Annotated in this window: 16 protein-coding genes and 1 tRNA gene; 15 read left to right on the forward strand and 2 right to left on the reverse strand. The window is 65.3% G+C overall.

All coding sequences use genetic code 11. The features are described from left to right. The first annotated feature begins 274 nt into the window (after positions 1-274). From G486_RS0110860 to G486_RS0110930, 14 genes are all read left to right on the forward strand, one after another. A complete protein-coding gene (locus G486_RS0110860) occupies positions 275-859 on the forward strand; it encodes a DUF2478 domain-containing protein (RefSeq protein ID WP_027015553.1) in 585 nt (194 codons plus the stop codon). Next, positions 856-1,944, forward strand: coding sequence for an ABC transporter substrate-binding protein (locus G486_RS0110865; protein WP_027015554.1), 1,089 nt, complete (start codon positions 856-858; stop codon positions 1,942-1,944). Before G486_RS0110860 ends, G486_RS0110865 begins: the two co-directional genes overlap by 4 nt. A gap of 256 nt (positions 1,945-2,200) precedes the next feature. Next, entirely contained in the window at positions 2,201-3,982 is a 1,782-nt protein-coding gene (locus G486_RS24710; RefSeq protein WP_027015555.1) for a methyl-accepting chemotaxis protein, read from the forward strand. 203 nt (positions 3,983-4,185) lie between these two features. Then, complete coding sequence (locus G486_RS0110875; protein WP_027015556.1) at positions 4,186-5,184, forward strand: FecCD family ABC transporter permease; 999 nt, start codon at positions 4,186-4,188, stop codon at positions 5,182-5,184. A 122-nt stretch (positions 5,185-5,306) separates the two neighbouring features. Further along, the gene (locus tag G486_RS0110880; RefSeq protein ID WP_034387337.1) at positions 5,307-6,083 is read left to right on the forward strand and encodes an ABC transporter ATP-binding protein; all 777 of its coding nucleotides are present in this window, start codon (positions 5,307-5,309) and stop codon (positions 6,081-6,083) included. A 186-nt stretch (positions 6,084-6,269) separates the two neighbouring features. After that, on the forward strand, positions 6,270-6,989 hold the full coding sequence (locus tag G486_RS0110885) for a Crp/Fnr family transcriptional regulator (RefSeq protein ID WP_027015558.1): 720 nt from the start codon (positions 6,270-6,272) through the stop codon (positions 6,987-6,989). 163 nt (positions 6,990-7,152) lie between these two features. Beyond that, on the forward strand, positions 7,153-8,238 hold the full coding sequence (locus tag G486_RS0110890) for a phosphotransferase (RefSeq protein ID WP_027015559.1): 1,086 nt from the start codon (positions 7,153-7,155) through the stop codon (positions 8,236-8,238). 44 nt (positions 8,239-8,282) lie between these two features. After that, the gene (locus tag G486_RS0110895) at positions 8,283-9,557 is read left to right on the forward strand and encodes an acyl-CoA dehydrogenase family protein (RefSeq protein WP_027015560.1); all 1,275 of its coding nucleotides are present in this window, start codon (positions 8,283-8,285) and stop codon (positions 9,555-9,557) included. 308 nt (positions 9,558-9,865) lie between these two features. Continuing rightward, positions 9,866-10,970 (forward strand): peptide chain release factor 2 gene (gene prfB / locus G486_RS0110900; RefSeq protein ID WP_156920005.1). Its coding sequence is split into 2 segments (ribosomal slippage): positions 9,866-9,946 and positions 9,948-10,970, totalling 1,104 coding nucleotides; the frame shifts between segments, so codons are not numbered across the junction. A gap of 65 nt (positions 10,971-11,035) precedes the next feature. Beyond that, entirely contained in the window at positions 11,036-12,067 is a 1,032-nt protein-coding gene (locus G486_RS0110905) for a YiiG family protein (protein WP_027015562.1), read from the forward strand. 37 nt (positions 12,068-12,104) lie between these two features. Continuing rightward, positions 12,105-14,834 carry an aminopeptidase N gene (gene pepN / locus G486_RS0110910; RefSeq protein ID WP_027015563.1) on the forward strand — a complete coding sequence of 910 codons (2,730 nt, stop codon included), beginning with the start codon at positions 12,105-12,107 and terminating at the stop codon, positions 14,832-14,834. 185 nt (positions 14,835-15,019) lie between these two features. Further along, positions 15,020-16,027, forward strand: a complete 1,008-nt coding sequence (locus G486_RS0110915) for a class 1 fructose-bisphosphatase (RefSeq protein ID WP_027015564.1) — start codon at positions 15,020-15,022, stop codon at positions 16,025-16,027. Positions 16,028-16,054: 27 nt separating this feature from the next. Beyond that, a tRNA-Thr gene (locus G486_RS0110920) sits at positions 16,055-16,130 on the forward strand. 438 nt (positions 16,131-16,568) lie between these two features. Next, positions 16,569-17,852 carry an O-acetylhomoserine aminocarboxypropyltransferase/cysteine synthase family protein gene (locus G486_RS0110930; protein WP_027015566.1) on the forward strand — a complete coding sequence of 428 codons (1,284 nt, stop codon included), beginning with the start codon at positions 16,569-16,571 and terminating at the stop codon, positions 17,850-17,852. 196 nt (positions 17,853-18,048) lie between these two features. Here G486_RS0110930 and G486_RS0110935 read toward each other — a convergent pair whose 3' ends face one another. Continuing rightward, complete coding sequence (locus tag G486_RS0110935) at positions 18,049-20,013, reverse strand: AAA family ATPase (protein ID WP_245587293.1); 1,965 nt, start codon at positions 20,011-20,013, stop codon at positions 18,049-18,051. A gap of 19 nt (positions 20,014-20,032) precedes the next feature. Next, a complete protein-coding gene (locus tag G486_RS22110; protein ID WP_034387340.1) occupies positions 20,033-20,254 on the reverse strand; it encodes a hypothetical protein in 222 nt (73 codons plus the stop codon). A 371-nt stretch (positions 20,255-20,625) separates the two neighbouring features. Between G486_RS22110 and hrpA the strand changes: the two genes are divergently transcribed. After that, positions 20,626-24,666: an ATP-dependent RNA helicase HrpA gene (gene hrpA / locus G486_RS0110945; protein WP_027015568.1), complete on the forward strand. Its 4,041-nt coding sequence runs from the start codon at positions 20,626-20,628 to the stop codon at positions 24,664-24,666. The last annotated feature ends 54 nt before the right edge of the window (positions 24,667-24,720 follow it).

Here is a 24,720-nt window from a genome sequence, read left to right on the forward strand (position 1 = left end):
ACACCTTCGCTGCGAGGCGGCTCTTGCTCGGCATCCCTGGCTTTGGGACATGCCGGTTTTACAAGCTGCGGGCCCATCAATGGACGGGCCTGCTTCCTCAATCGCCTGCTGCGGTGTCCCCCAGGGGGACGACGCCTTCGCTGCGAGGCGGCTCTTGCTCGGCATCCCTGGGCTTGGGGCATGCCGGTTTTACAAGCTATGGGCCATCGATGGGCAGGTTTGCAGGGCCGGCCTAGCGCTGCAGCTACTCCACCCTCATCAAGCAATGACTTTGATGTCCACACCAAACACCTCCCTGCCGCTTGCCGCCCTGGTGCATGACGATGATCAGCACCATATGGAGCTGCTGCTGGAAAGCGCAGCACGCCAGCTCCAGCAGCAGGGGCTGAACATCGGCGGCCTGATCCATCGCCAGGACCGCTATGCAAATGGCAACAAACGCATGCAGCTGTTCGATTTGCGCAGCACGCAGAGTTTTGAGCTATCCCAAGACCTGGGCAGCGACTCCAGAGCCTGCAGCCTCAATCCCCAGGCCCTGGCCCAGGCCAGTGAAGTGCTGCGCAAGGCGCTGGCCGACGGCGTGGATCTGGTCGTAGTCAACCGCTTTGGCGTGGCCGAGGCCGAAGGCCGGGGCTTTGCGGCCGAGTTCGCAGCCTGTGTGCTCGCGGGCGCGCCCGTGATCACGGCCGTGGCCAGACGCCATCTGCAGGACTGGCAGCGGTTTACCGCAGGCCTGCACGCCGAGCTGGGCGCCGACGAGCAGCAGATCCAGGACTGGTGCCATGCCCAGATCCGCCAGCGCCAAGATTCCCGCACACCGCAGCCCATGCGGCAGCAAGCACCAAAGGCCCGGGCATGAGTCGCGCAATACCCGATCGCCGCCGCTGGCTGGGCCAGGCCCTGGCGGCCGGACTCGGCAGCGCCCTCGCAGGCCCCACGGCTCTCGCCCAGGCCCTGTCGGGCAGCGCTGCAGACGCGGTGCTGGCCGCAAGCTTTGGCCGCATTCCCGATGCCTCGCAACTGCGCCGCGTATTCGCGGCCGGCCCGCCAGCCAGCGTGCTGATCGCCGTGCTCGCGCCCCACAAGCTGCTGGGCTGGCCCCAGCAGTTGAGCGATCAGGCGCGCGCCCATCTGGGGCCGGCGCTGCAGAATCTGCCGCATCTGGGTCGGCTTTCGGGACGCGGCAGCACCATGCCGCTGGAAGCCCTGCTGCAATTGCAGCCCGATCTGGTGCTGGATTCGGGCACGGCCGATGCCAGCCATACCTCGGCCCTGCAAAGACTCGCCACGCAGACCGGCCTGCCCTGTGTGCTGGTGCAGGGCTCGCTGGAACAGCACGCCAGGCAGTTGCGCCAGGTCGGCGCCCTGCTGGGCGAGCCCAGCCGTGGCGAGACTCTCGCCGCCTATGCCGAGGCCGTGGCCGCGCTGACCCGTGAGGTCACACAGAGCCTGGCCCCCGGCCAGCGCCCGCGCGTTTATCTGGGGCGCAGCAGCAACGGCATGGAGACCGGGCTGGCTGGCTCGATCAATCTGGAGCTGCTGGAGTATGCGGGCGGCATCAATGTCGCTGCCCAGGCCGGGCGCGGCGGGCTCACGCGCGTGTCCATGGAGCAGATCCTGGCCTGGAACCCCGAGGTCATCGTCACCCAGGAGCCCTTGTTCGCGCAGCGCGTCCGCCAGGACCCGTTATGGCGTGGCGTGTCCGCCGTGCGTGCGGGCCGCGTGCACTGTGCACCCAACTGGCCGTTTGGCTGGCTGGATGGTCCACCCAGCGTGAACCGCTTGCTGGGATTGCGCTGGATGCTATCAAAATTGCATCCCCAGGCAAAGGCCTTGCAAGGCCTGCCGCCGCTTGCGCAAGAGGTTGGGCGCTTCTACCAGCTGTTCTATGGCGCCGAACTCACGCCGGCCCAGTTGCAGCAGCTCATGGCCCTCGCGGCCTGAGATCGTAAACACGCTCTGAGGGCTGGGCGGCAAGCCGCGCAACAGAGGCAGGAAAACCGCATTGTTTGCACCATCCCCCTCTTGCCGCATACACACAATATCGAAACATCAGGCGATCCGTATCTCTTGGCCAGAGGGTGCCCGGATCCTGAGGAGGGAGAGCAGGCCAGGGCGGCAACACCATGGCAGGGCATCGCTCCAGACAGTCAGCACGCTGCTTGCCGGCCACAAGCCCCGCCTCAAAAAAGGACCGTCTATGTTTCAAGGATTAAGGGTTTCAACCAAGTTGCTATGGGGCTTTTCCATTGTCGCGTTCATAGGAGCTGTGGTTGGTCTCTTTGCGGCATACAGCATCGTGAAAGTCAGCGATGGCGCCCAGCATCTGCATGAGTACGACCTGATGGGCATCTCCTATATCAAGGAGGCGAATGTCGACCTGATCTACATCGAGCGCGCCATGCGCGATGCCGTGCTTGCGGCTTCGACCGAGCAGCGCGCTGCAGCCATGAAGAAAGTCGATGACAGCATTGGCCTGTTCAACACCAATCTGGACAAGGCGCGCCCGCTCTTCTGGTCGGACACGGGCAGGGATATCTTCATCAAGGTCGACGACTCCTGGAAGGCCTATCAGGAGCATGTGGCCCAGGTCAAGAAGGCCCTGCCGCTCACGCCTCTGGGTCCGCAGTCCGAGGCCCTGGACCTGTTGCACGGCTCCTTCATGGCCCAGGCCCAGACCTTTGACGACCATATCACCTCCGCCGCCAACACCAAGGAGGAGAACGCCACGCAGTATGCGAAGGAGAGCCTGCAGAGCGCCAACTTCGTGACCTGGGTCGTGGCCGGAGGCAGCCTGTTCGCGCTGCTCGTCGGCGTGGGCATAGGCGTGCTGTTCTCGCGCGGCTTCATGCGCCAGCTCGGGGGCGAGCCCTCTTATGCGGTGCAGATCGCGGCCACCATTGCCGAAGGCGATCTGAGCCGCCAGCTCGATGTCAAGCCCGGCGACAGCACCAGCATCATCGCCGCGCTCAAGGCCATGCAGGAGCAGCTCAAGAGCGTGGTCAGTCAGGTGCGCACCAGCAGCGACAACATCGCCACGGGCGCCACGCAGATCGCCAGCGGCAATGCCGACCTGAGCCAGCGCACCGAGGAGCAGGCCGGCGCCCTGGAACAGACCGCCGCCACCATGGAGGAGCTCAGCTCCACCGTGCGCAACAATGCCGACAGCGCCAAGCAGGCCAACCAGCTGGCCCAGGGCGCGGCCTCGGTCGCCACCCAGGGCGGCCAGGTCGTGGACCAGGTGGTGACCACCATGCAAGGCATTAGCGACAGCAGCCGCAAGATCGGCGACATCATCGGCGTCATCGACTCCATCGCCTTCCAGACCAATATCCTCGCGCTGAATGCGGCCGTGGAGGCCGCGCGCGCAGGCGAGCAGGGCCGGGGCTTTGCGGTCGTGGCATCCGAGGTGCGCAGCCTCGCGGGCCGCAGCGCCGAGGCGGCCAAGGAGATCAAGACCTTGATCGGCCGCAACGTGGAGCATGTGGAGCAAGGCACGACCCTGGTCGACCAGGCGGGCAAGACCATGGGCGAGATCGTGGGCTCGATCCGCCGCGTGAGCGACATCGTGGCCGAGATCTCCTCGGCCACCTCCGAGCAAAGCGACGGCATCGACCAGGTCGGCAATGCGATCACGCAGATGGACCAGGTGACCCAGCAGAACGCGGCCCTGGTCGAGGAAAGCGCGGCCGCCGCCGAAAGCCTCAGATCCCAGGCCCAGCAACTGGTGGGCGTGGTCTCCGTCTTCAAGCTCGCACCGGGCACCGAGACGCGCGCACCCGGCCCCGTGGCCCTGGCCCCGGCGGGCCTGCAGCGCAGCAGCCCTGCGCCCAGCAAGCCCGCAGCAAAACCCGCCGCCAAGCCAGCGGCCAAGCCCGCCGCCCCGCGCGCCAGTCTGCCGGCCGTGCCCAAGAGCGCACCCGCACCGGCCTCGGCGCCCGCGGTATCCTCGGGCTCCGACGATGACTGGGTTACGTTCTAATGACCTGACCCAGCGCTGAACTGATTCGCTCTGAACCGCCACGCCCGGACTGCGCCGCCGGGCTGGCGGCTTGCTTTTTTGATAGCTGCTTGCGCGCTGTATATGGTGACTTCTCGGTGATTCCTAGCTGTAACCGCCTGCCATCAAGCGCAGGCAGCTTCGTTTGTGATAGCAAAAATCGCCAGCACGGCCTGGCCCGGCCTCTGGTCCTGGGCTGGCTGCTGGCGGGCGGCCTTCTGGCTGCGGTGCTGCTCTGGGCGCTGGCCGCAGGCCAGTTCCCGATTGCGCCGGGACAGCTCTGGCAGTCCCTGCTGGCCCGCCTGCAAGGAGCAGCCTCGCCGCTCTCCCCGGCCGCCGAGACCGTGCTCTGGAACATACGCCTGCCGCGCATCGCCGCCGGCCTGGCCGTGGGCGCCACGCTGGCCGCAGCCGGGGCCGCCTACCAGGGCATGTTCCGCAACCCCCTGGTCTCGCCCGACATTCTGGGCGTCTCCTCGGGCGCAGGCCTGGGCGCGGCCCTGGCGATCCTGCTCGGCTGGTCCATGGCCGCCGTGCAGACCCTGGCCTTTGCGGGGGGGCTGGCCGCCGTCGCCATCGTGCTGAGCATCAGCGCCGGTGTGCGCCGCCACGATCCCGTGCTGGTCCTGGTGCTGGCCGGGATTGCGCTGGGCGCGCTGCTGGGCGCGGGCATTGCGCTGATCAAGACCCTGGCCGATCCGAATACCCAGCTGCCCTCGATCACCTTCTGGCTCATGGGCGGGCTCAACGCCGTGACCGGCAGCGAGCTCGCGGCCACGGCCCCGGTCATGCTCGCAGCCCTGCTGCCCTTGCTGGCCCTGCGCTGGCGCATCAACCTGCTGGGCCTGCCCGACGAGGAGGCGCTGGCCCTGGGCGTGCCCGTGGCGCGGCTGCGGCTGGTGCTCGTGGCCTGCGCCACCCTGGGCACGGCAGCCGCCGTGTCGCTGTCGGGCATCATCGGCTGGGTGGGCCTGGTCGTGCCTCATGTGGCGCGGCTGCTGGTCGGCCCCAACCTGGTGCGCCTGCTGCCGGCCTCGGCCCTGCTGGGCGCGGGCTTTGTGGTCGCGGCCGACACCCTGGCGCGCAGCGTGGCGCGCATCGAGCTCCCCCTGGGGATTCTCACGGCCCTCGTGGGCGCACCCTTTTTTCTCTACCTGCTGTCACGCACAGGCCGGCATGAATGAAACCAGACTCTTCTTGAGCGGCCTGGCCGCGCCCTTTGCCCCCGGGCCCTTTGCCCCCGGGCCCTTTGCCCCCGGGCGCTGCGCCCCCGGCCTTTCGGCGTCTTCTGCCCAGGGAGCACGGCATGGATAGGCCGGATCGTGGCACAGCCCCCGTGCTCAGGACCCTGGAGCTTTCCACGGGCCATGGCCGCCAGGTCGTGAGCCAGGGCATCAATCTGGAGATCGCCTCAGGCCAGGTGCTGTGCCTGCTGGGCCCGAACGGCTGCGGCAAGACCACCTTGTTTCGCACCCTGCTGGGCCTGCTCGCGCCCCTGGCGGGCCAGGTGCTGGTGCAGGAGCAGCCCATCCAGGGCTGGACGCGCGCCGAGTTCGCACACCGCGTCGGCTATGTGCCCCAGGCCCAGAGCGGGGTCTTTGCCTTCGAGGTCCTGGACATGGTGCTCATGGGTCGCGCCGCGCGCCTGTCCGCGCTGTCCGGCCCTTCGCGCAGCGACCGCGCCCTGGCCCTGGCCTGCATGCAGCGCCTGGGCATTGCCGGCCTCGCCACGCGCCGCTATACCGAGCTCAGTGGCGGCCAGCGCCAGCTGGTGCTGATCGCGCGTGCCCTGGCGCAGGAGCCCGCGCTGCTCATCATGGACGAGCCCACGGCTGCGCTGGACTTCGGCAACCAGATCCTGGTGCTGGAGCAGATCGCGGCCCTGCGCGCCCAAGGCATGGCCGTGCTGCTGTCCACCCACCAGCCCGAGCACGGCCTGCAGATCGCCGACTGCATCGCCCTGCTGGGCCAGGGCCGCATGCTGGACATGGGCGCGCCTGCCGAGGTCGCCACGCCGCGTGCCCTGGCCGCGCTGTATGGCGTGAGCGAAGACGCCGTGGCCGCACGCCTGCCGCGCCTCTGACCCGGGATCGGCGAGCCCTGGAGCGCCGGCTTCAGAGCGTGTTCACGACCTCCTCTCGGCGCGCCTGCGTAGAGATCGTGAACACGTTCTTAGACGCCCAAGCGACAGCCGGATGTACCCGTAAAAATCGACCTCCGGTCCCACACGCGACAATGGACAGGTATTCAGTCACGCAAAAGACAGGCCATGGACGATCCGATTCTTACCATCGACGAACGAGAGGCGATCAACTCAGGTCGCTGGTTTTCATCTCTTTCACCATCGCTCAGGCACGACATTCTTAGATGCGCATACGTCAAACGTTTCAGAGATGGCACGCTCATCTGCGCACGCGGGGAGCCCCCCGAGGAATGGATTGCCTGTGCCAAGGGCGCCGTGCGTGTGAGCTCGACCTCTATCACGGGCAAGCAGATCACGCTGGACTATGTGGAGCCCGGCATCTGGTTTGGCGACGTGGCCATCCTGGATGGCGACAGGCGCACCCACGATGCCTATGCGCATGGCGAGACCACGCTGCTGTGCGTGTCCAAGGCCGACTTCAAGAAGATTCTGGGCGTGCACGTGGAGTTCTCCGAAGCCATGCTGCGCCTGCATGCACGCCGCATACGCCAGCTCTACGGGCTGGTCGAGGACCTCAACACCTTGCCGCTGCGCGCACGCCTGGCCAAGCAGTTGCTGCACCTGGTGCGCAGCTATGGCGTGACCAGCCTGTCGGATGGCAGCGAGATCCGCATCGGCCTGCACCTTGCGCAGGAGGAACTGGCCCAGTTGCTGGGCGCCTCGCGCCAGCGCGTAAACCAGGAGCTCAAGGCCATGGAGCGCGAGGACGTGATACGCATAGAACCCGGTGGTCTGGTGGTGCGCGAGCGCGATGCGCTGCTGCGCATTGCCGCACCCGAGACCTGAAGCCCGGGCCTGGCCCGCATGCGCGCCCCGCGCTCGCGGCCCGGGTCGGCCCCCTGCCTCCTCTCCTCGAATGCCCGACCGGCCCTGCTCCAGCAGGCGCCGGCTGTGCCGTGCGCGCGGCGCGGCGGCTTGTTTTTCAAAGAACCACAGGATTGATTTGCCCATGAGCACTTTTGACCATTTCGTTGGCACCCGGCCCGTCAGCGAGCAGCATGCCTTTGACGTGCCCGCCTTGTCGGACTGGATGAGCCGCCACGTCGAAGGCTTTGCCGGCCCCCTGCAGGCAGAGATGTTCAAGGGCGGCCAGTCCAACCCGACCTACAAGCTGATCACGCCCGGCAGGCACTATGTGATGCGCTCCAAGCCCGGGCCCGTGGCCAAGCTGCTGCCCTCGGCACATGCGATCGAGCGCGAGTTCCGCGTCATGCAGGGCCTGGCCGGCACCGATGTGCCCGTGCCGCGCATGTATGCGCTGTGCGAGGACGAGTCCGTCATAGGCCGCGCCTTCTACATCATGGAGTGCATGGAAGGCCGCGTGCTGTGGGACCAGTCCCTGCCCGGCATGAGCCCGTCCGAGCGCGCCGCCATCTACGACGAGATGAACCGCGTGATCGCGGCCCTGCACAGCGTGGACTTCGCGGCCCGGGGCCTGGCCAGCTACGGCAAGAGCGGCAACTACTTCGAGCGCCAGATCGGCCGCTGGAGCAAGCAGTACGTGGCCTCGGTCACCCAGCCCATCCCCGAGATGGACAAGCTCATGCAATGGCTGCCCGAGAACATGCCGGCCAGCGCCTGCGACGAGTCGCGTGTGTCCATCGTGCATGGCGACTACCGCCTCGACAACCTGATGTTCCATCCGAGCGAGCCGCGCGTCATCGCCGTGCTCGACTGGGAGCTGTCCACGCTGGGCCACCCGCTGGCCGACTTCAGCTACCACTGCATGAGCTGGCACATCCCTGCGGCCCTCGGCCGGGGCATTGCCGGCCAGGATCTCGCCGCCCTGGGCATCCCCCAGGAGCAGGACTACATGCGCCGCTACTGCGAGCGCGTGGGCATTGCCGACGTGGGCACTCTGCAGGCCGACTGGAACTTCTACATGGCCTACAACATGTTCCGCATCGCCGCCATCCTGCAAGGCATTGCCAAGCGCGTGGAGGCCGGCACGGCCTCCAGCGCCCAGGCCAAGGCTTCGGGCGACACGGCCCGTCCCATGGCCGAACTGGCCTGGTCCTTCGCCCAGCGCTCCTGAGAGCGCAAGAAATCCCCCACCATCGAAGCATTACGGAGGAACCCATGGACTTCGACTACTCGCCCAAAACCAAGGACCTGCAGGCCAGACTGCTCAAGTTCATGGATGAGCACATCTATCCAGCAGAGCAGGAATACGCAGCCGAAATGGCCGCCAAGACCGCGGCCGGCAAGCGCTGGACGCCGCTGGACACCATCGAGAAGCTCAAGGTCAAGGCCCAGAACGCGGATCTGTGGAACCTGTTCCTGCCCGTGGACAGCGCCGAAGCCTCGGGCTACCACGGCGCGGGCCTGACCAACCAGGAATACGCGCCCCTGGCCGAAATCATGGGCCGCGTGCCATGGGCCAGCGAAGTCTTCAACTGCTCGGCGCCCGACACCGGCAACATGGAGACCCTGGCCCGCTACGGCAGCGACGAGATCAAGTCGCGCTGGCTGAAGCCCCTGCTCGAAGGCAAGATCCGCTCGGCCTTCGCGATGACCGAGCCCGAGGTCGCCTCGTCGGATGCCACCAACATCTGCACGCGCATCGAGCGCCAGGGCGACGAATACGTGATCAACGGCCACAAGTGGTGGATCTCGGGCGCCGGCGATCCGCGCTGCGCGGTCTTCATCACCATGGGCAAGACCGACCCCGAGGCGCCCAGGCACTCGCAGCAAAGCATGATCGTCGTGCCCGGCGACACGCCCGGCATACGCATCGTGCGCCCGCTCAACGTCATGGGCTATGACGATGCACCGCACGGCCACATGGAGATGTACTTCGAGAACGTGCGCGTTCCCGCAGGCAACATCCTGCTCGGCGAAGGCCGCGGCTTCGAGATCGCCCAGGGCCGCCTTGGCCCCGGCCGCATCCACCACTGCATGCGCCTGATCGGCCTCGCAGAGCGCGCGCTCGAACTGATGTGCAAGCGCGCCAGCTCGCGCACGGCCTTCGGCAAGACCGTGGCCCAGCAGACCGTGACCCAGGAGCGCATTGCCGAGGCCCGCTGCAAGATCGACATGGCGCGCCTGCTCACGCTCAAGGCCGCCTGGCTCATGGACGTGGCCGGCAACAAGGTCGCCAAGACCGAAATCGCCATGATCAAGGTCGTGGCCCCCAGCATGGCCTGCCAGGTCATCGACTGGGCCATGCAGGTGCATGGCGGCGGCGGCATGTGCGATGACTTCCCCCTGGCCAGCGCCTACGCCCAGGCCCGTACCCTGCGCTTTGCCGACGGCCCGGACGAAGTCCACCGCAACGCCATCGCCAAGTGGGAGCTGGGCAAGTACGGCAGCTACGGCAAGAACGCCGACGTGCCGATCACGCGCGGCAGCTGATCCGCTCCGTGACACCAACGCAAAAAGCCTGGGCCTGCCCAGGCTTTTTGCTGCCCGCCGAAGACAGGCGGTGTTCTCAGAGCGTGTTCACGATCTCAAACAAGATAGCTGCCAGCGCTTGCCACACGGCGGTTTTATAGATGTTTCATACTAGAAATGAAGACCAACAAGCGCTAGCAGCTACTTTTTTTGATAGCCCTTGGCGCATGTCAGCACGCATAATGCGCAGCTTTGCAGGCCTGTCCCGGGCCTGCCGCCCGGCATGAGAAAATCACGGGCTCACTCAAGACCAGACACGGACACACATCATGGAAGCAGAACGCATCAACCTCATCGGCAACACCCTCGAAGATCTGACCGAGCGCACGGCAGATCTACGGAGGTATCTTTGACTACGATGCCAAATACGAGCGCCTGCGCACCGTCAATGCATCGCTAGAAGACCCCAGCGTCTGGAACGACCCCAAGAAGGCCCAGGAGCTGGGCAAGGAAAAAAAGCTGCTCGACGGCGTGGTCCTGACCCTGCAAAAGCTCAGCTCCGAGCTCGCCGACAACGCCGAACTCTACGAGATGAGCTGCGAGGAGGAGGACGAGGCCGGGCTGCTGGCCATCGAGGCCGAGACCGCCAAGCTGCAGCCCCTGATCGAGGAGCTGGAGTTTCGCCGCATGTTCAGCCGCGAGGCCGACCCGCTCAACTGCTACATCGACATCCAGGCCGGTGCCGGCGGCACCGAGGCCTGCGACTGGGCGAGCATGCTGCTGCGCCAGTACCTCAGGTATGCGGAGCGCAAGGGCTTCAAGGCCACGGTGGATGACGAGACCCCGGGCGATGTGGCCGGCATCAAAAGCGCGACGATTCACATCGAGGGCGAGTACGCCTACGGCCTGCTGCGCACCGAGACCGGCGTGCACCGCCTGGTGCGCAAGTCGCCGTTCGACAGCTCGGGCGGGCGCCACACCAGCTTTTCCTCGCTGTTCGTCTACCCCGAGATCGATGATTCGATCCAGATCGACATCAACCCCTCGGACGTGCGCACCGACACCTACCGAGCCTCGGGCGCGGGCGGCCAGCACATCAACAAGACCGACTCGGCCGTGCGCCTGACCCACATTCCCACGGGCATCGTGGTGCAGTGCCAGGACGGGCGCAGCCAGCACAGCAACCGCGACGTGGCCTGGCAGCGCCTGCGCTCCAAGCTCTACGAGCACGAGATGCAAAAGCGCATGGAAGAGCAGCAAAAACTGGAGGACACCAAGACCGATGTGGGCTGGGGCCACCAGATTCGCTCCTATGTGCTGGACAACAGCCGGATTAAGGATTTGCGCACCAACGTCGAAATCTCGGCCACGCAAAAAGTCCTGGACGGTGATCTCGACGCCTTCATCGAAGCCTCGCTCAAGCAAGGCCTCTGAAGCCCAGCCCACGGCAGCCATCGGCAGGACAGTCTCCACAACCAACAAAGACAAGAGAGGAACACATGAACAACATTCGCAACCTCCGGCCCGCGGGCCTGAGCCTGCTGGTAGCCGCCGCCATGGGCCTGGCGGCCTGTGGAGACAAGTCCGCCGACACCCCCGCTGCCGCGCCCGCAGCGCCGCCCGCTCCTGCCGCCGCCCCATCTGCGCCGCCCGCACCCGAGCCCGCCCCGCAGATCGACGCCTCCGAAAAGCTCAACCTCTACATCGAGTGCTTCAACGCCACGCATGAGCGCGCGCACATGGCCATGGCGCGCTACGCCTCCTGGGTCAAGGACATGAAGGCCGGCCCCACGGGCAAGGAAAGCATCGTCTACGGCACCTACACGGTGTCGGAGTCCAGCCTCAAGGATTGCGGCGCGCCCATCCTCAGCGCCGCCCAGAGCTCTCCCGCCATGCCTGCGCTGGATGCGGCGGCCAAGGCCTATTCCGAGACGCTGACCGCCTGGGGCCACGCCCTGCAGGAGGCCGACACCTACTACAGCCGCGAAAACTACAAGGATGACGCCATGGCCCAGGGCAAGGCCATGCACGGCGACCTCGTCAGGCACTACGAGGCCTTTGATGCGGCCAGCGGCCAGTACAGCCAGGCCATAGAAGACGCCAACGACCAGCGCCAGCTCGCGCTGCTGGCCGAGATCGAGAAAAACGAAGGCCGCAAGTTCAGCTACTGGCATATGTCGACCATGCTCAGCGCCAAGCAGCTGGTGAACCTCCTGGAGCATGACGACTTCGATGTCGCCATGGCTACCGAGCGCCTCAAGGCCTATGAGGACAATGCCGATGCCCTGATCGCACTGACCAAGCAAGACGACGCCGACACGCCCAGGATGTGGTCCCTGGATTCGCCCCTGGAAGACTTCCGCACGGCCGCCAAGCAGCGCCTGCGCCGGGTGCGCGACAAAACGCCTTACAGCAATGGCGAGCGCGCCCTGCTCGCCGGTGCCAGCTCCGGCTGGATGGTCGACGGCAGCCCGGCCAAGCTTGTCCAGAACTACAACCGGTTAGTGGAAAGCAGCAATCGGATGCGCTGATCCACCCAGCCCACTTGCATAGAAAGATGATTGCGCCATGTTGAACGCACAAGACGCCACCACGTCCACACCCACGATTATTCGCCGCGAGGACTACATCCCGCCGGTCTACTGGATCGACAGCGTGGACCTCACGTTTGACCTGGACCCAGCCAAGACCCGTGTGCTCAACCGGATGCGCATACGCCGCAACCCCGACGTGGCGGCCCAGCCGCTGCGTCTGCACGGCGATGAGCTCAACCTCGCGCGCGTTCTGGTCAACGGCGGCGGCACCTCGTTCAAGATGGACGGCAACCAGCTGGTGCTGGAGAACCTGCCCGAAGGCAACGAGCCCGTGGAGCTGGAGATCTTCACCACCTGCGCGCCCATCAAGAACACCAAGCTCATGGGCTTGTACGTGAGCCAGGGCACGTTCTTCACGCAGTGCGAGGCCGAAGGCTTTCGCCGCATCACCTACTTCCTGGACCGGCCCGACGTCATGGCCAGCTATAGCGTCACGCTGCGCGCCGACAAGAGCCTCTACCCCGTACTGCTGAGCAACGGCAACCTCGTGGAGCAGGGCGAGCTCGAAGGCGGGCGCCACTTTGCGCGCTGGGTCGATCCGCACAAAAAGCCCAGCTATCTGTTCGCCCTCGTGGCCGGCAACCTCGTCGCGCGCGAGCAAAAGATCAAGAGCCGCGCTGGGCGCGATCACCTGCTGCAGGTCTTTGTGCGCCCGGGCGACCTGGAGAAGACCGAGCACGCGATGAACTCCCTCATGGCCAGCATTGCCTGGGACGAAGCGCGCTTCGGCCTGTCGCTGGACCTGGACCGCTTCATGATCGTCGCCACCAGCGACTTCAACATGGGCGCCATGGAAAACAAGGGTCTGAACGTCTTCAACACCAAGTACGTTCTGGCCAGCCAGTCCACAGCCACGGATACCGACTACGCCAACATCGAATCCGTGGTCGGCCACGAGTACTTTCACAACTGGACCGGCAACCGCGTGACCTGCCGCGACTGGTTCCAGCTCTCACTCAAGGAAGGCCTGACGGTTTTCCGCGACCAGGAGTTCTCCATGGACATGGCGGCCAGCCCCTCGGCGCGTGCCGTCAAGCGCATCGAGGACGTGCGCGTGCTGCGCACCGCCCAGTTCCCTGAAGACGCAGGCCCCATGGCCCACCCCGTGCGGCCCGACAGCTACATCGAGATCAACAACTTCTACACGCTCACGATCTACGAGAAAGGTGCCGAGGTCGTGCGCATGCAGCACAACCTCGTGGGCCGCGACGGCTTTGCCAAGGGCCTGGCCCTGTACTTCGAGCGCCACGATGGCCAGGCCGTGACCTGCGACGACTTCGCCCAGGCCATGGCCGACGCCAACCCCGGCAGCGAACTCGCCCAGCGCCTGGAACAGTTCAAGCGCTGGTACAGCCAGGCAGGCACGCCCCATGTGCACGCCACGGGTAGCTACGATGCCCAGGCCCGCAGCTACACGCTCACGCTCACGCAAAGCTGCGCCCCCACGCCCGGCCAGGGCGAGAAGCTGCCCTTCGTGATCCCTGTGCAGACAGGCCTGCTCAACCGCAATGGCCAGCCCCTGGCCCTGCGCCTGCAAGGCGAGAGCTCGCCCGCAGCCGAAAGCCGCCTGCTGGTGCTGCATGAAGCCAGCCAGAGCTTTGTCTTCACCGACATCGACGAGCAGCCCGTGCCATCGCTGCTGCGCGGCTTCAGCGCGCCCGTGGTGCTGGAAAGCGATACCAGCGACCAGGACCTGCTTACCCTGCTGGCCCACGATGCCGACGCTTTCAACCGCTGGGAGGCCGGACAGCGCCTGGCGCTCGGCATTGCTCTGAATGCAATAGCGGACAGCACAATCACGACCAGTGCTGGAGGCCAAATCGAAGCCAGGCTGCTGCCGCCCTCCTTCATCGAGGCCATGCGCGGCGTGCTGCGCCATGCCGAGCTCGACGCTGCCTTCAAGGAGCTGGTGCTGACCCTGCCGGGCGAAAGCTATATCGCCGAGCAGCTGGAAGTGGTGGACCCCCAGCGCGTGCACGCCGTGCGCGAAGCCATGCGCCTGCAACTGGCCACCGAGCTGCAGGCCGACTGGCAATGGGCCTGGGAAGCACATCACGACACCGGCGCCTACCGCCCCGACCCGCTGAGCGCGGGCCGCCGCGCGCTCTCGGGCCTGGCTCTGGGCATGCTGTGCCTGGCCGCCCAGGCCACGGGTGACGAAGTCTGGCCCGGCAGGACGCTGCAGCGCTTCAAGGATGCAGGCAATATGACGGACCGCGTCAGCGCCCTCTCCGCCCTCGTCAACAGCGGCCATCCGCTGGCCGCCAAGGCGCTGGCGCGCTTTCACAGTCAGTTCCAGCACGATGCGCTGGTCCTCGACAAGTGGTTTGCGCTGCAGGCCGGCGCCTGCGATCGCGGCGGCAATGTGCTGCCTGCCGTCAAGCAGCTCATGAAGCATGCGGACTTCCAGATCAAGAACCCCAACCGGGCACGCAGCCTGATCTTCAGCTACTGCAGCGCCAACCCGGGAGCCTTTCACCGTGCCGATGCCGCAGGCTATGTGTTCTGGAGCGAACGCGTGATCGAGCTTGACGCCATCAACCCCCAGGTCGCGGCCCGTCTGGTTCGCGCGCTGGATCGCTGGAAAAAGCTGGCCGAACCCTACCGCACGGCCGCACGCGAGGCCATTGCACGCATTGCCGCAAAGCCCGAGCTCAGCAACGATGTGCGCGAAGTGGTGACGCGGGCCCTGGCAGCCGACTAAAGTGCCTCTTGCGCGGCGGCACCCCTTCTCGCCACGCGCGGGAGGGGTCGGCACTTTCGCAGCGCAGCGGCCCTTGCCCGGTGTCCCCGGGCTGCGCCGCGTCGAGAGCAGGCAACAGGCTTTCAAGCAAATACCAGATCCACAAAGCCTGCGACCTGCCCATTTGATTTTTTAGGAGTTGAATCATGAAGAAGAACATCAGCCTGACCCGCTACCTGGTCGAGCAGCAACGCGTGGACGGTCTGATCCCGGGCCAACTGCGCCTGTTGCTGGAAGTCGTGGCGCGCGCCTGCAAACGCATCAGCTTTGCCGTGAACAAGGGTGAACTCGGTGAAGTCATGGGCACGGCCGGCAGCGAAAACGTGCAAGGCGAGGTGCAGAAAAAGCTGGACATCATCGCCAACGAAACCCTGATCGAGGCCAATGAATGGGGCGGCCACCTGGCGGCCATGGCCTCGGAGGAGATGGAAGGCATCTACGTGGTGCCCAACCGTTACCCTCAGGGCGAATACCTGCTGATGTTCGACCCGCTGGACGGCTCGTCCAACATCGACATCAACATGTCCATCGGCACCATCTTCAGCGTGCTCAAGAAGCCCGAAGGCCATCCCGGCGTGACCGAAGAGGACTTCATGCAGCCCGGCACCCAGCAGGTCGCAGCCGGCTACTGCATCTACGGCCCGCAGACCACCCTGGTGCTCACGGTGGGCGACGGCGTCTCCATGTTCACGCTGGACCGCGAGCAAGGCTCCTTCGTGCTCATCCAGGAGAACGTGAAGATCCCCGAGGACACCAAGGAATTCGCGATCAACATGAGCAATATGCGCCACTGGGATGCCCCCGTGAAGCGTTACATCGACGAATGCCTGGCCGGCAAGGAAGGCCCGCGCGGCAAGGACTTCAATATGCGCTGGGTGGCTGCCATGGTCGCCGACGTACACCGCATCCTGTGCCGCGGCGGCATCTTCATGTACCCCTGGGACAACCGCGAGCCGCAAAAGGCCGGCAAGCTGCGCCTCATGTATGAAGCCAACCCCATGTCCTGGCTGGTCGAGCAGGCAGGCGGCGCAGCCACCAACGGCCGCCAGCGCATCATGGAAATCCAGCCCACCCAGCTGCACGAGCGCGTGAGCGTAATCCTCGGCTCCAAGAACGAAGTCGAGCGCGTAAGCCAATATCACCTTGAGGCCTGAAATTTCAGGCTATAATTTCGTTCTATTGCCGGTGTAGCTCAGTTGGTAGAGCAGCTCATTCGTAATGAGAAGGTCGCGTGTTCGATTCATGTCTCCGGCACCAAGTCATTAAAGAAAAACCCCGCTATGTTTTGCATAGCGGGGTTTTTCTTTTCCCGAACGATGCAAGGGCGGATGTAAGCCGATTTTCAAGATACTCAGGAAGTCGGCTGCGGGCTGTAGATCGACAAATCGTTGTAGAGAGCATGTCCTAGAAGTCCTGATGTCCTGCCCTGGTGCACCTGCATGGCCGGCCCCTTCATCCACCCACGGCTCAGGCAAGGCAAGGCAATTCGTGACTCCGCTATGGAGGCGGACTCCAGGGGCAAGGGCATAAGCACATTGCCAATGCGTTGTTCGCCTGCCATGGCAGCTGGAGCCATAATGCCCGCCAACTGCATCACCTATTAAGTGCCATCCAGGGCCATTGGCCCAGGCAGCCAGGCCAGGGTCTTGCAGATCAGATCGTCCACAACATCAAGCATGCATCCAGGGAGCAAACATGCGCATTGAAACTCTTGCCGTTCACGCAGGCTATTCGCCCGACCCCACGACCAAGTCCGTGGCCGTGCCCATCTACCAGACCGTGGCCTACGCCTTCGACAGCGCACAGCATGGTGCCGACCTGTTCGACCTCAAGGTTCCCGGCAACATCTACACGCGCATCATGAACCCCACCAACGACGTGCTTGAAAAGCGCGTCGCGGCACTGGAGGGCGGCATTGCCGCCGTGGCCGTGGCCTCGGGCATGGCGGCCATCACCTATGCAATCCAGGCAATTGCCGAGGCCGGCGACAACATCGTCTCGGCAAGCACCCTGTATGGCGGCACCTACAACCTGTTCGCCCATACCTTTCCCCAGCAAGGCATTACGGTGCGCTTCGCCGACCCGCGCGACCCGGCCAGCTTCGCCCAGCTCATAGATGACAAGACCAAGGCCATCTTCGTCGAATCCATAGGCAACCCCCTGGGCAATGTGACCGACATACGTGCCCTGGCCGATGTGGCCCATGCCCATGGCGTGCCGCTGATCGTGGACAACACCGTGCCCAGCCCCTACCTTCTGCGCCCCATAGAGCATGGCGCCGATATCGTCGTGCACTCGCTGACCAAGTACCTGGGCGGCCACGGCAACAGCGTGGGCGGTGCCGTGGTCGACAGCGGCAAGTTCCCCTGGGCCCAGCACAAGACGCGCTTCAAGCGCCTGAACGAGCCCGACATCAGCTACCACGGCGTGGTCTATACCGAAGCCCTGGGCGAGGCCGCCTACATCGGCCGCGTGCGCGTGGTACCGCTGCGCAATACGGGCGCAGCCATTGCCCCGCACAGCGCCTTTCTGATCCTGCAAGGCATAGAGACCCTGGCCCTGCGCATGGACCGCATCTGCGCGAACTCGCAAACCCTTGCCGAGACCCTGGAGCAGCACCCCAAGGTCGAATGGGTGCGCTATGCCGGCCTCAAGAGCCACCCCGACCACGCGCTGGTGCAGCGCCAGCTCCGCGGACGGGCTTCGGGCATTCTGTCGTTCAGCCTCAAGTCGGCCGATGGCGACGCGCGCGCTGCAGGTGCACGCTTCCTCGATGCGCTGAAGCTGTTCACACGCCTGGTGAACATCGGCGATGCCAAGTCCCTGGCCACGCATCCGGCCTCGACCACGCACCGCCAGCTCGATGCCGAGGAGCTGGCCAAGGCCGGGGTCAGCGAAGGCATGGTGCGCCTGTCCGTGGGCATAGAGCACATCGACGACCTGCTGACCGACCTGAATCAGGCCCTGGATCAAGTGTGATCGCGCCAGCTTCGTGCGCACCATGAACCCGAAGGCGCAATAGGCGCCAAGCGGCCCGGCGCATGCAGCGGGGCCGCAGGACAGACGAAAAGCGCGGACTCCTGATCCAGGAGCCCGCGCTTTTACATGGGAAAGCCGCCAGACTTGCGAGCTTGCGCCCGGTGCATGTCTGCGGCCTCAGAGCGTGCGGACGCGCTCAGCCCTTGCGAGAGCGAAAGGCTGCAAGGCGCTTTGCAAACGGCTCCAGCACCAGGCTTTCGTCAGGCTGATCTCCGGGCAGGCGCAGTTGCACGTCGTGCCTGGCCATGAGATCGCCCATCTCGGCCGGCGTGATCGCGCCCCGCAGCATGAGCGCATCCACCGTGGTGTCGAAGGCCGGTCCATGCTGGCTCAGCAGCTCGCGGGTACGCTGGTACTGCGCCTGCAGCAGGTCCTCGATGGCCTGGTTGCTCGGGGCCACATCGGTGTTCAGATGGTCTTCGGTTTCCGAGGTCACATCGGTGCGGCTGATGCGTGCGCCAAAGCCGTGGTAGCGGATATGGCGCGCGGCAATCGCGGTCGCCTGCTTGTAGTCGCTTTCCGAGCCCGTAGTGCAGGCCATCTCGCCGAACACCAGCTCCTCGGCCACGCGTCCTGCAAGGCTGACGCAAATCATGTCCAGCGCATTCTGGCGCGTCGTGGCCTTGAGACTCGCAAAGCTGTTGTAGCCCCCTTCAAAGGACGCGATGTTGATCTTGATCTCCTGCGGAGCCTGCCCGAACAGCAGCGCATAGGCCAGGCCGTGGCCGGCTTCGTGCACGGCCAGCAGAGCGCGGAAGTCGGCATTCGCGCGCTGCTTCACACGGTCCAGGTCCAGCACCACGGCAAAGCTCTCGCTCAGGGTCACGCCGCTCTCCAGCCTGGCGCTGGCCAGCAAATGCTTTCTGTCGCGGGCCAGTGTCAGATGCACGGGCACATGGCTGAGCAAGTCCTGCTCCAGGGCCCACAGAGAGACCTTGACCAGGGTGCTGCTGAGCACGGCATGCACCGAGGAGAACAGCGGGCGCGTGCCCTGGGCAGGAAACACCGAATTCGCGTACAGGGCATCGAACACATCGCTGCCCAGCTCCAGACGCACACCGGTCTGAACCTCGATATCGCTCACATAGCGCGCGCACAACTCGCTGATGAGGCGCTCATAGGTGCTCTTGCTCAGCGAGGGGTAGATCACGTGGTTGTTGCCAAGCCGCGCAATCTGCTCGGGCTTGAAGCGCTCGGACAAGGCCTTCTTCACGTCGATCAGCGACAGGCGCTGGGTCAGGCGGTGAAAAATGTCGGCATCGGTGTCGCAGTCCTCCACGCGCTGGGCAGTCTCGCGGTACATCTCGTCGAGGTTGCCGCAGACGAAGATCAGCAGCCGGCTGTAGTCGGTCTCCCAGTCCTGCTGGGTCTCGCGAAACTGCACGAACAGCTCGTGCACGCGCTCGGGCTGCCACTGCATGATCTCGGTCAGGGGTTCCTGCAGCTTGAAGGTGCTCTTGAGCTCCTGGGCATCCCAGGCGTCCAGGCGGAAGCGGTAGCTTTTCTCGGGCTTTTCGCCATCGTCGCGCTCGGCGTCGTACTGCTGGCCTGCGAGCTTGCGCTCGATGTCCACCAGCGCGCCCAGCGGCGGGGGCAGGCGGCCGTCGGACAGCAGCATCCACACGTCCTGGTAGCGCTCGACCTTGGCATCATCGCCCTTGCTGTCCTTGGTGCGGTAGCGCTGGAACTCGTCCAGCACCAGCATGCCGGGCGCGCCCTCGTCTATGCCCGAGCTCTCCAGCATGGAGGCAATGGACGAGCCCCGGTAACTGCCCGCGCCGTTGCTGAAGCCGTCCATCTGCACTTCGACAAAGCGGTCGTAAAAGCCCAGCAACTGGGCCAGGCGGCGCGTGAGCTGGGTCTTGCCCGTGCCGGTCAGGCCCCAGAGGCAGACGATGACCGGACGGGTAATGCACTGGGGCAGCACATACCAGGCGCGCACGCTGTCGATGACGCGGTCTATGACATCGTCGATGCCGAACAGCTCGCGCTTGAGCTGGGCCGCAGCGTCGGTCAGCACCTGCTGGCGCTGGGCCATCTGGGCATGCAGCTGGGTCTTGACATCGGTACCGGGAGTCGCCGTACGGGGAGGATTCTTCATATGCATGACGTGATTCTTTTTATTCGTTGATCTGATGCAGATTGCGCTGCAACTGCATGCGTTCGGCCCGGCGCTGGGCGCCCTGGCTGCGCAGGTGGCGGCCAGCGCCACCGCTGGCAGAGCGCGCCGCCAGCGCGCGTGCTACGGGGTTGCGTGGAGCGGGGCTGGCCTCAAGGGAAACAGGCAGCGAGCGCCCGGTCCGGCCCGCCTTGGCGGGCCTGATGGCGAGAGATGCACACATGTGCGGTTCCTGAAAACAAAAAAGCCCCAGCTCATGGGCCAGGGCTTGATGCGGCACGCAAAGCGCCTGAAACCATGGCTGAACAGTTATGTAGCACGGTTCAGCCGGGGCGGGGAACCGTGTTCAGTCAAAGGGGTTGAACAAAGACATGGGGATGTGCTCCTGTGCAAGAACCTGCTGATGATCTCCTCGGCGCCGCAGCGTAGAGATCCTCAACACATTCCAAGGCCTTGCCAAGGTTGCTCGTTGGCAGGCTGTGAAGCGAAGCGCAGATTATCCGGGCCGCATCGCGGCCATGACAATGGCTGCATCGGTGTTTGTTGTGCAAGCCCAACGCAAGCCAGCCGCGAGCCCCGATAATCCCCAGCCTTATGTCATTGAAGATCAGCTTCCCCGAGTCACTTCCCGTATCCAGCCGCCGTGAGGAAATCATGCAGGCCATGGATAGGCACCAGGTCATCATCGTCTGTGGCGAGACGGGCTCGGGCAAGACCACGCAGTTGCCCAAGATCGCACTGGCGCTGGGCCGTGGCAAGCTCAATGCCAGGCCCGATGAAAAAGGCCAGGTGCGCGGGCATTTGATCGGCCATACCCAGCCGCGCCGGATTGCCGCCTCCTCCGTGGCCAAGCGCATTGCCGAGGAGCTGAACACGCCGCTGGGCGAGGTCGTGGGCTACAAGGTGCGCTTTCAGGACCGGCTCTCCCGGGACGCTTCGGTCAAGCTCATGACCGACGGCATTTTGCTGGCCGAGACCCAGACCGATCCGCTGCTGCGCGCCTATGACACGCTGATCATCGACGAGGCCCATGAGCGCAGCCTGAACATCGACTTTCTGCTCGGCTACATCAAGCAGATCCTGCCCAGGCGGCCGGATTTGAAGGTGGTGGTGACCTCGGCCACCATCGATGCCGAGCGCTTTGCCAAGCACTTTGCATCCCAAAGCGGCCCGGCCCCCGTGATCATGGTCTCGGGCCGCACCTACCCGGTGGAGATGCGCTGGCGCCCGTTCGAGGAAAAGCGCGACTACGACCTCAACGACGCGATTGCCGATGGCGTGGACGAGCTGTGGGCCGGCGGCGCGGGTGGTGACATCCTGGTGTTTCTGCCCGGCGAGCGCGAGATCCGCGAGGCCGCCGACCATCTGCGCAAGCATTTGCAGCACTCGCCCGTGCTCAGGCATGCCGAGGTACTGCCGCTGTTCTCGCGCCTGTCCCAGGCCGAGCAGGACCGCATCTTCGACGGCCACACCGGGCGCCGCATCGTGCTGGCCACCAACGTGGCCGAGACATCGCTGACGGTGCCGGGAATCCGATACGTCATCGACGCAGGCACGGCGCGCGTGAAGCGCTATTCCTTCCGCAGCAAGGTGGAGCAACTGCTGGTCGAGCCCATCAGCCAGGCCGCGGCCAACCAGCGCGCGGGCCGCTGCGGGCGCGTGGCCGACGGCATTTGCATACGCTTGTATGACGAGGCCGGCTTCAACCAGCGCGACCGGTTTACCGACCCCGAAATCCTGCGCTCCTCGCTGGCCGGCGTGATCCTGCGCATGAAGTCGCTGGGCCTGGGCGATGTGGTGAACTTCCCTTTTCTGGAGGCGCCTTCGGGCCGCGCGATCGCCGACGGCTACCAGTTGCTGGCCGAGCTGGGCGCCGTGGACGAGCGCGGCCATCTGCTGGCCATGGGCCAGGAGCTGGCGCGTCTGCCGCTGGACCCGCGCGTGGGCCGCATGATCGTCGAGGCCAAGAGCCGTGGCGCGCTGGCCGAGGTGCTGATCGTGGCCTCGGCCCTGTCGGTGCAGGACGTGCGCGACCGGCCCATGGAGGCCCAGCAGCAGGCCGACCAGGCGCATGCCAAGTTCGACGACGAGAAGAGCGAGTTCAGCGGCTATCTGCGGCTGTGGAAATGGCTCTCGGACGCGCGCGGCGGCAAGCTCGTGGCCAAGAGCCGTGCCGAGATGGCCGCCCAGCATGCGCCTGCGCCCAAGGCCTCGGCGCGCAACCAGGCCTTTTTGCCCGTGAGCCAGCGTGCCTCGGGCGCGCAACAGCCGGGTGTGGCCGAGGAAAAGCTGGCGCTGTTCAACCCCGCCGAGCAAGAGGCCGCAACCCACAAGATCAGCAACCGCCAGTGGGAGCAGCTGCTGCGCCAGAACTTCATCAACATCCGCCGCGTGCGCGAGTGGCGCGACATCCACTCCCAGTTGCTCACCGTGGTCAAGGACCTCAAGTGGCAGATCAACGACCAGAGCGCAGGCTATGACGCGCTGCACCTGTCCATGCTCTCGGGCCTGCTGGGCAACATAGGCTACAAGGGCGAAGAGAGCGAGTCCTATCTGGGCGCGCACGGCATCAAGTTCCACCCGCATCCGGGTGCCCACCTGTCCAAGAAGCCCGGGCGCTGGATCGTCGCGGCCGAGCAGGTCGAGACTTCGCGTCTGTACGGGCGCGGCATCGCGGCCATCGATCCGCAGTGGCTCGAAGAGGTCGGCGCCCATTTGCTCAGAAAGCAACTGCTTGACCCGCACTGGAGCAAGAAACAGGCCGATGTGCTGGCCTACGAGCGCGCCACGCTCTACGGCCTGGTGGTCTACAACGGCCGGCGCGTGAGCTTTGGCCGCGTGGATGCCTACGAGGCGCGCAACCTGTTCATCCGCGAGGCCCTGGTTCAGGGCGAATGGGACACGCCGTGGCAGTTTCTCGCGGCCAACCTCAAGCTGGTGCGCCGCGTCGAGGAGCTGGAGCACAAGAGCCGGCGCCAGGACGTGCTCGTAGACGACGAGCTGATCTTCGCGTTCTACGACCAGCAAATCCCCAAGGATGTGTTCAGCGGCGCCAGCTTTGACAAGTGGTTCCGCGAAGCCTGCCGCCAGGACCGCGACCTGCTGCGCCTGTCGCGCGACGAGCTCATGCGCCATGAGGCCGCAGGCATCACCACGGACAACTTCCCCAAGACCATCAAGCTCGGCGGCGTGGACTGCACGGCCAGCTATCTGCACAGCCCCGGCGATGCGCGCGACGGCGTCACGGTCACCGTGCCGCTGTTCGTGCTCAACCAGGTCTCGGAAGAGCGTGTGGAATGGCTGGTGCCCGGCATGCTCAAGGACAAGCTGCAGGCCCTGCTCAAGAGCCTGCCCCAGCGTCCGCGCAGCCGCTTCGTGCCTCTGCCCGAAAGCGCGACGCGCCTGGCCGCGCTGTTCACGCAGGACGAGCGCTGGGCCCAGGGCTCGCTGATCGACGCCCTGCTCAAGCAGGTGCGCGACGAGACCTCGCTGGACATCAAGCGCGCCGACTTCAAGCTGGACATGCTGTCGCCGCATTTGTTCATGAACCTGCGCGTGACCGACGAACATGGGCGCCAGCTCGGCCAGGGCCGCAACCTGGCCGCGCTCAAGGCCGAACTGGGTGCCAAGGCGCGCGGCGCCTTCCAGGCACTGGCATCATTAAAGATAGCGCCTAGCGCTGTCCAGGTAACGAATTCAGATACAAACAGACCTGAAATCAAGGTAGGTAAAGCGGTACCAGCTCCTCAAAAGAGAGTGGACAAACCCCAGGCCGCGCAAAGCACGGAAGCGCGCTACACCGACTGGAGCTTTGGCGAGCTGCCCGAGCTCATGGAGATCCGCAAAGGCGGCCAGACCCTGATCGGCTTTCCGGCGTTGATCGATCACGGCGACGCCGTGGGCATCGAAGTCTTTGACGAGCCCGAGCTCGCCGGCGCACGCCACCGCCAAGGCCTGCGCCGCCTGTTCGCGCTGCAGATCAGGGATGCCCTGAAGTATCTGGAAAAAAACATTCCCGACCTGCAGAAAATGGCCGTGGCCTATATGCCGCTGGGCACGCAGGAAGAGCTGCGCGAGCAAATCATCGACGTGGCCATGGACCGCGCCTTTTTGCAGGAGCCACTGCCCATCGACGAGGCTGCCTTCAGGCAGCGCATACAGGATGGGCGCGGGCGGCTGACCCTGATCGCCAACGAGGTCGCGCGCATGGCCGGCGTGATTCTGACCGAATACGCGGCCGCCCAGCGCAAGATCAAGGACACCAAGAACGCCCCCGAGGCCACGCAGGATGCGGCCGAACAGCTGCAAAAGCTCATGCCCAAGCGCTTCATCGCGGCCGCGCCCTGGACCCAGCTGCAGCACTATGCGCGCTACCTCAAGGCCATCACCACGCGCCTGGACAAATACCGCGCCGACCCCGCGCGCGATGCGGCCAGGCTCAAGGAGCTGCAACCCTTGGCCCAGCGCTACTGGCGCCTGCTGGCCGAGCGCAAGGGCCAGGTCGACACACGCATGCAGGAATACCGCTGGATGCTGGAGGAGCTGCGCGTGAGCTTTTTCGCCCAGGAGCTGCGCACGCCCTACCCCGTGAGCGCCAAGCGCCTGGACAAGGTCTGGGCCCAGTTGCAAAGCTAGTGTGGCGAGCTGGAGGTCTGCCGAACCGATATCCAGCTCAGGACACCAGGGCCC

Origin of the sequence: Comamonas composti DSM 21721 (genome assembly GCF_000429845.1) — a bacterium.
Taxonomy (GTDB): Bacteria; Pseudomonadota; Gammaproteobacteria; order Burkholderiales; family Burkholderiaceae_C; genus Comamonas; species Comamonas composti.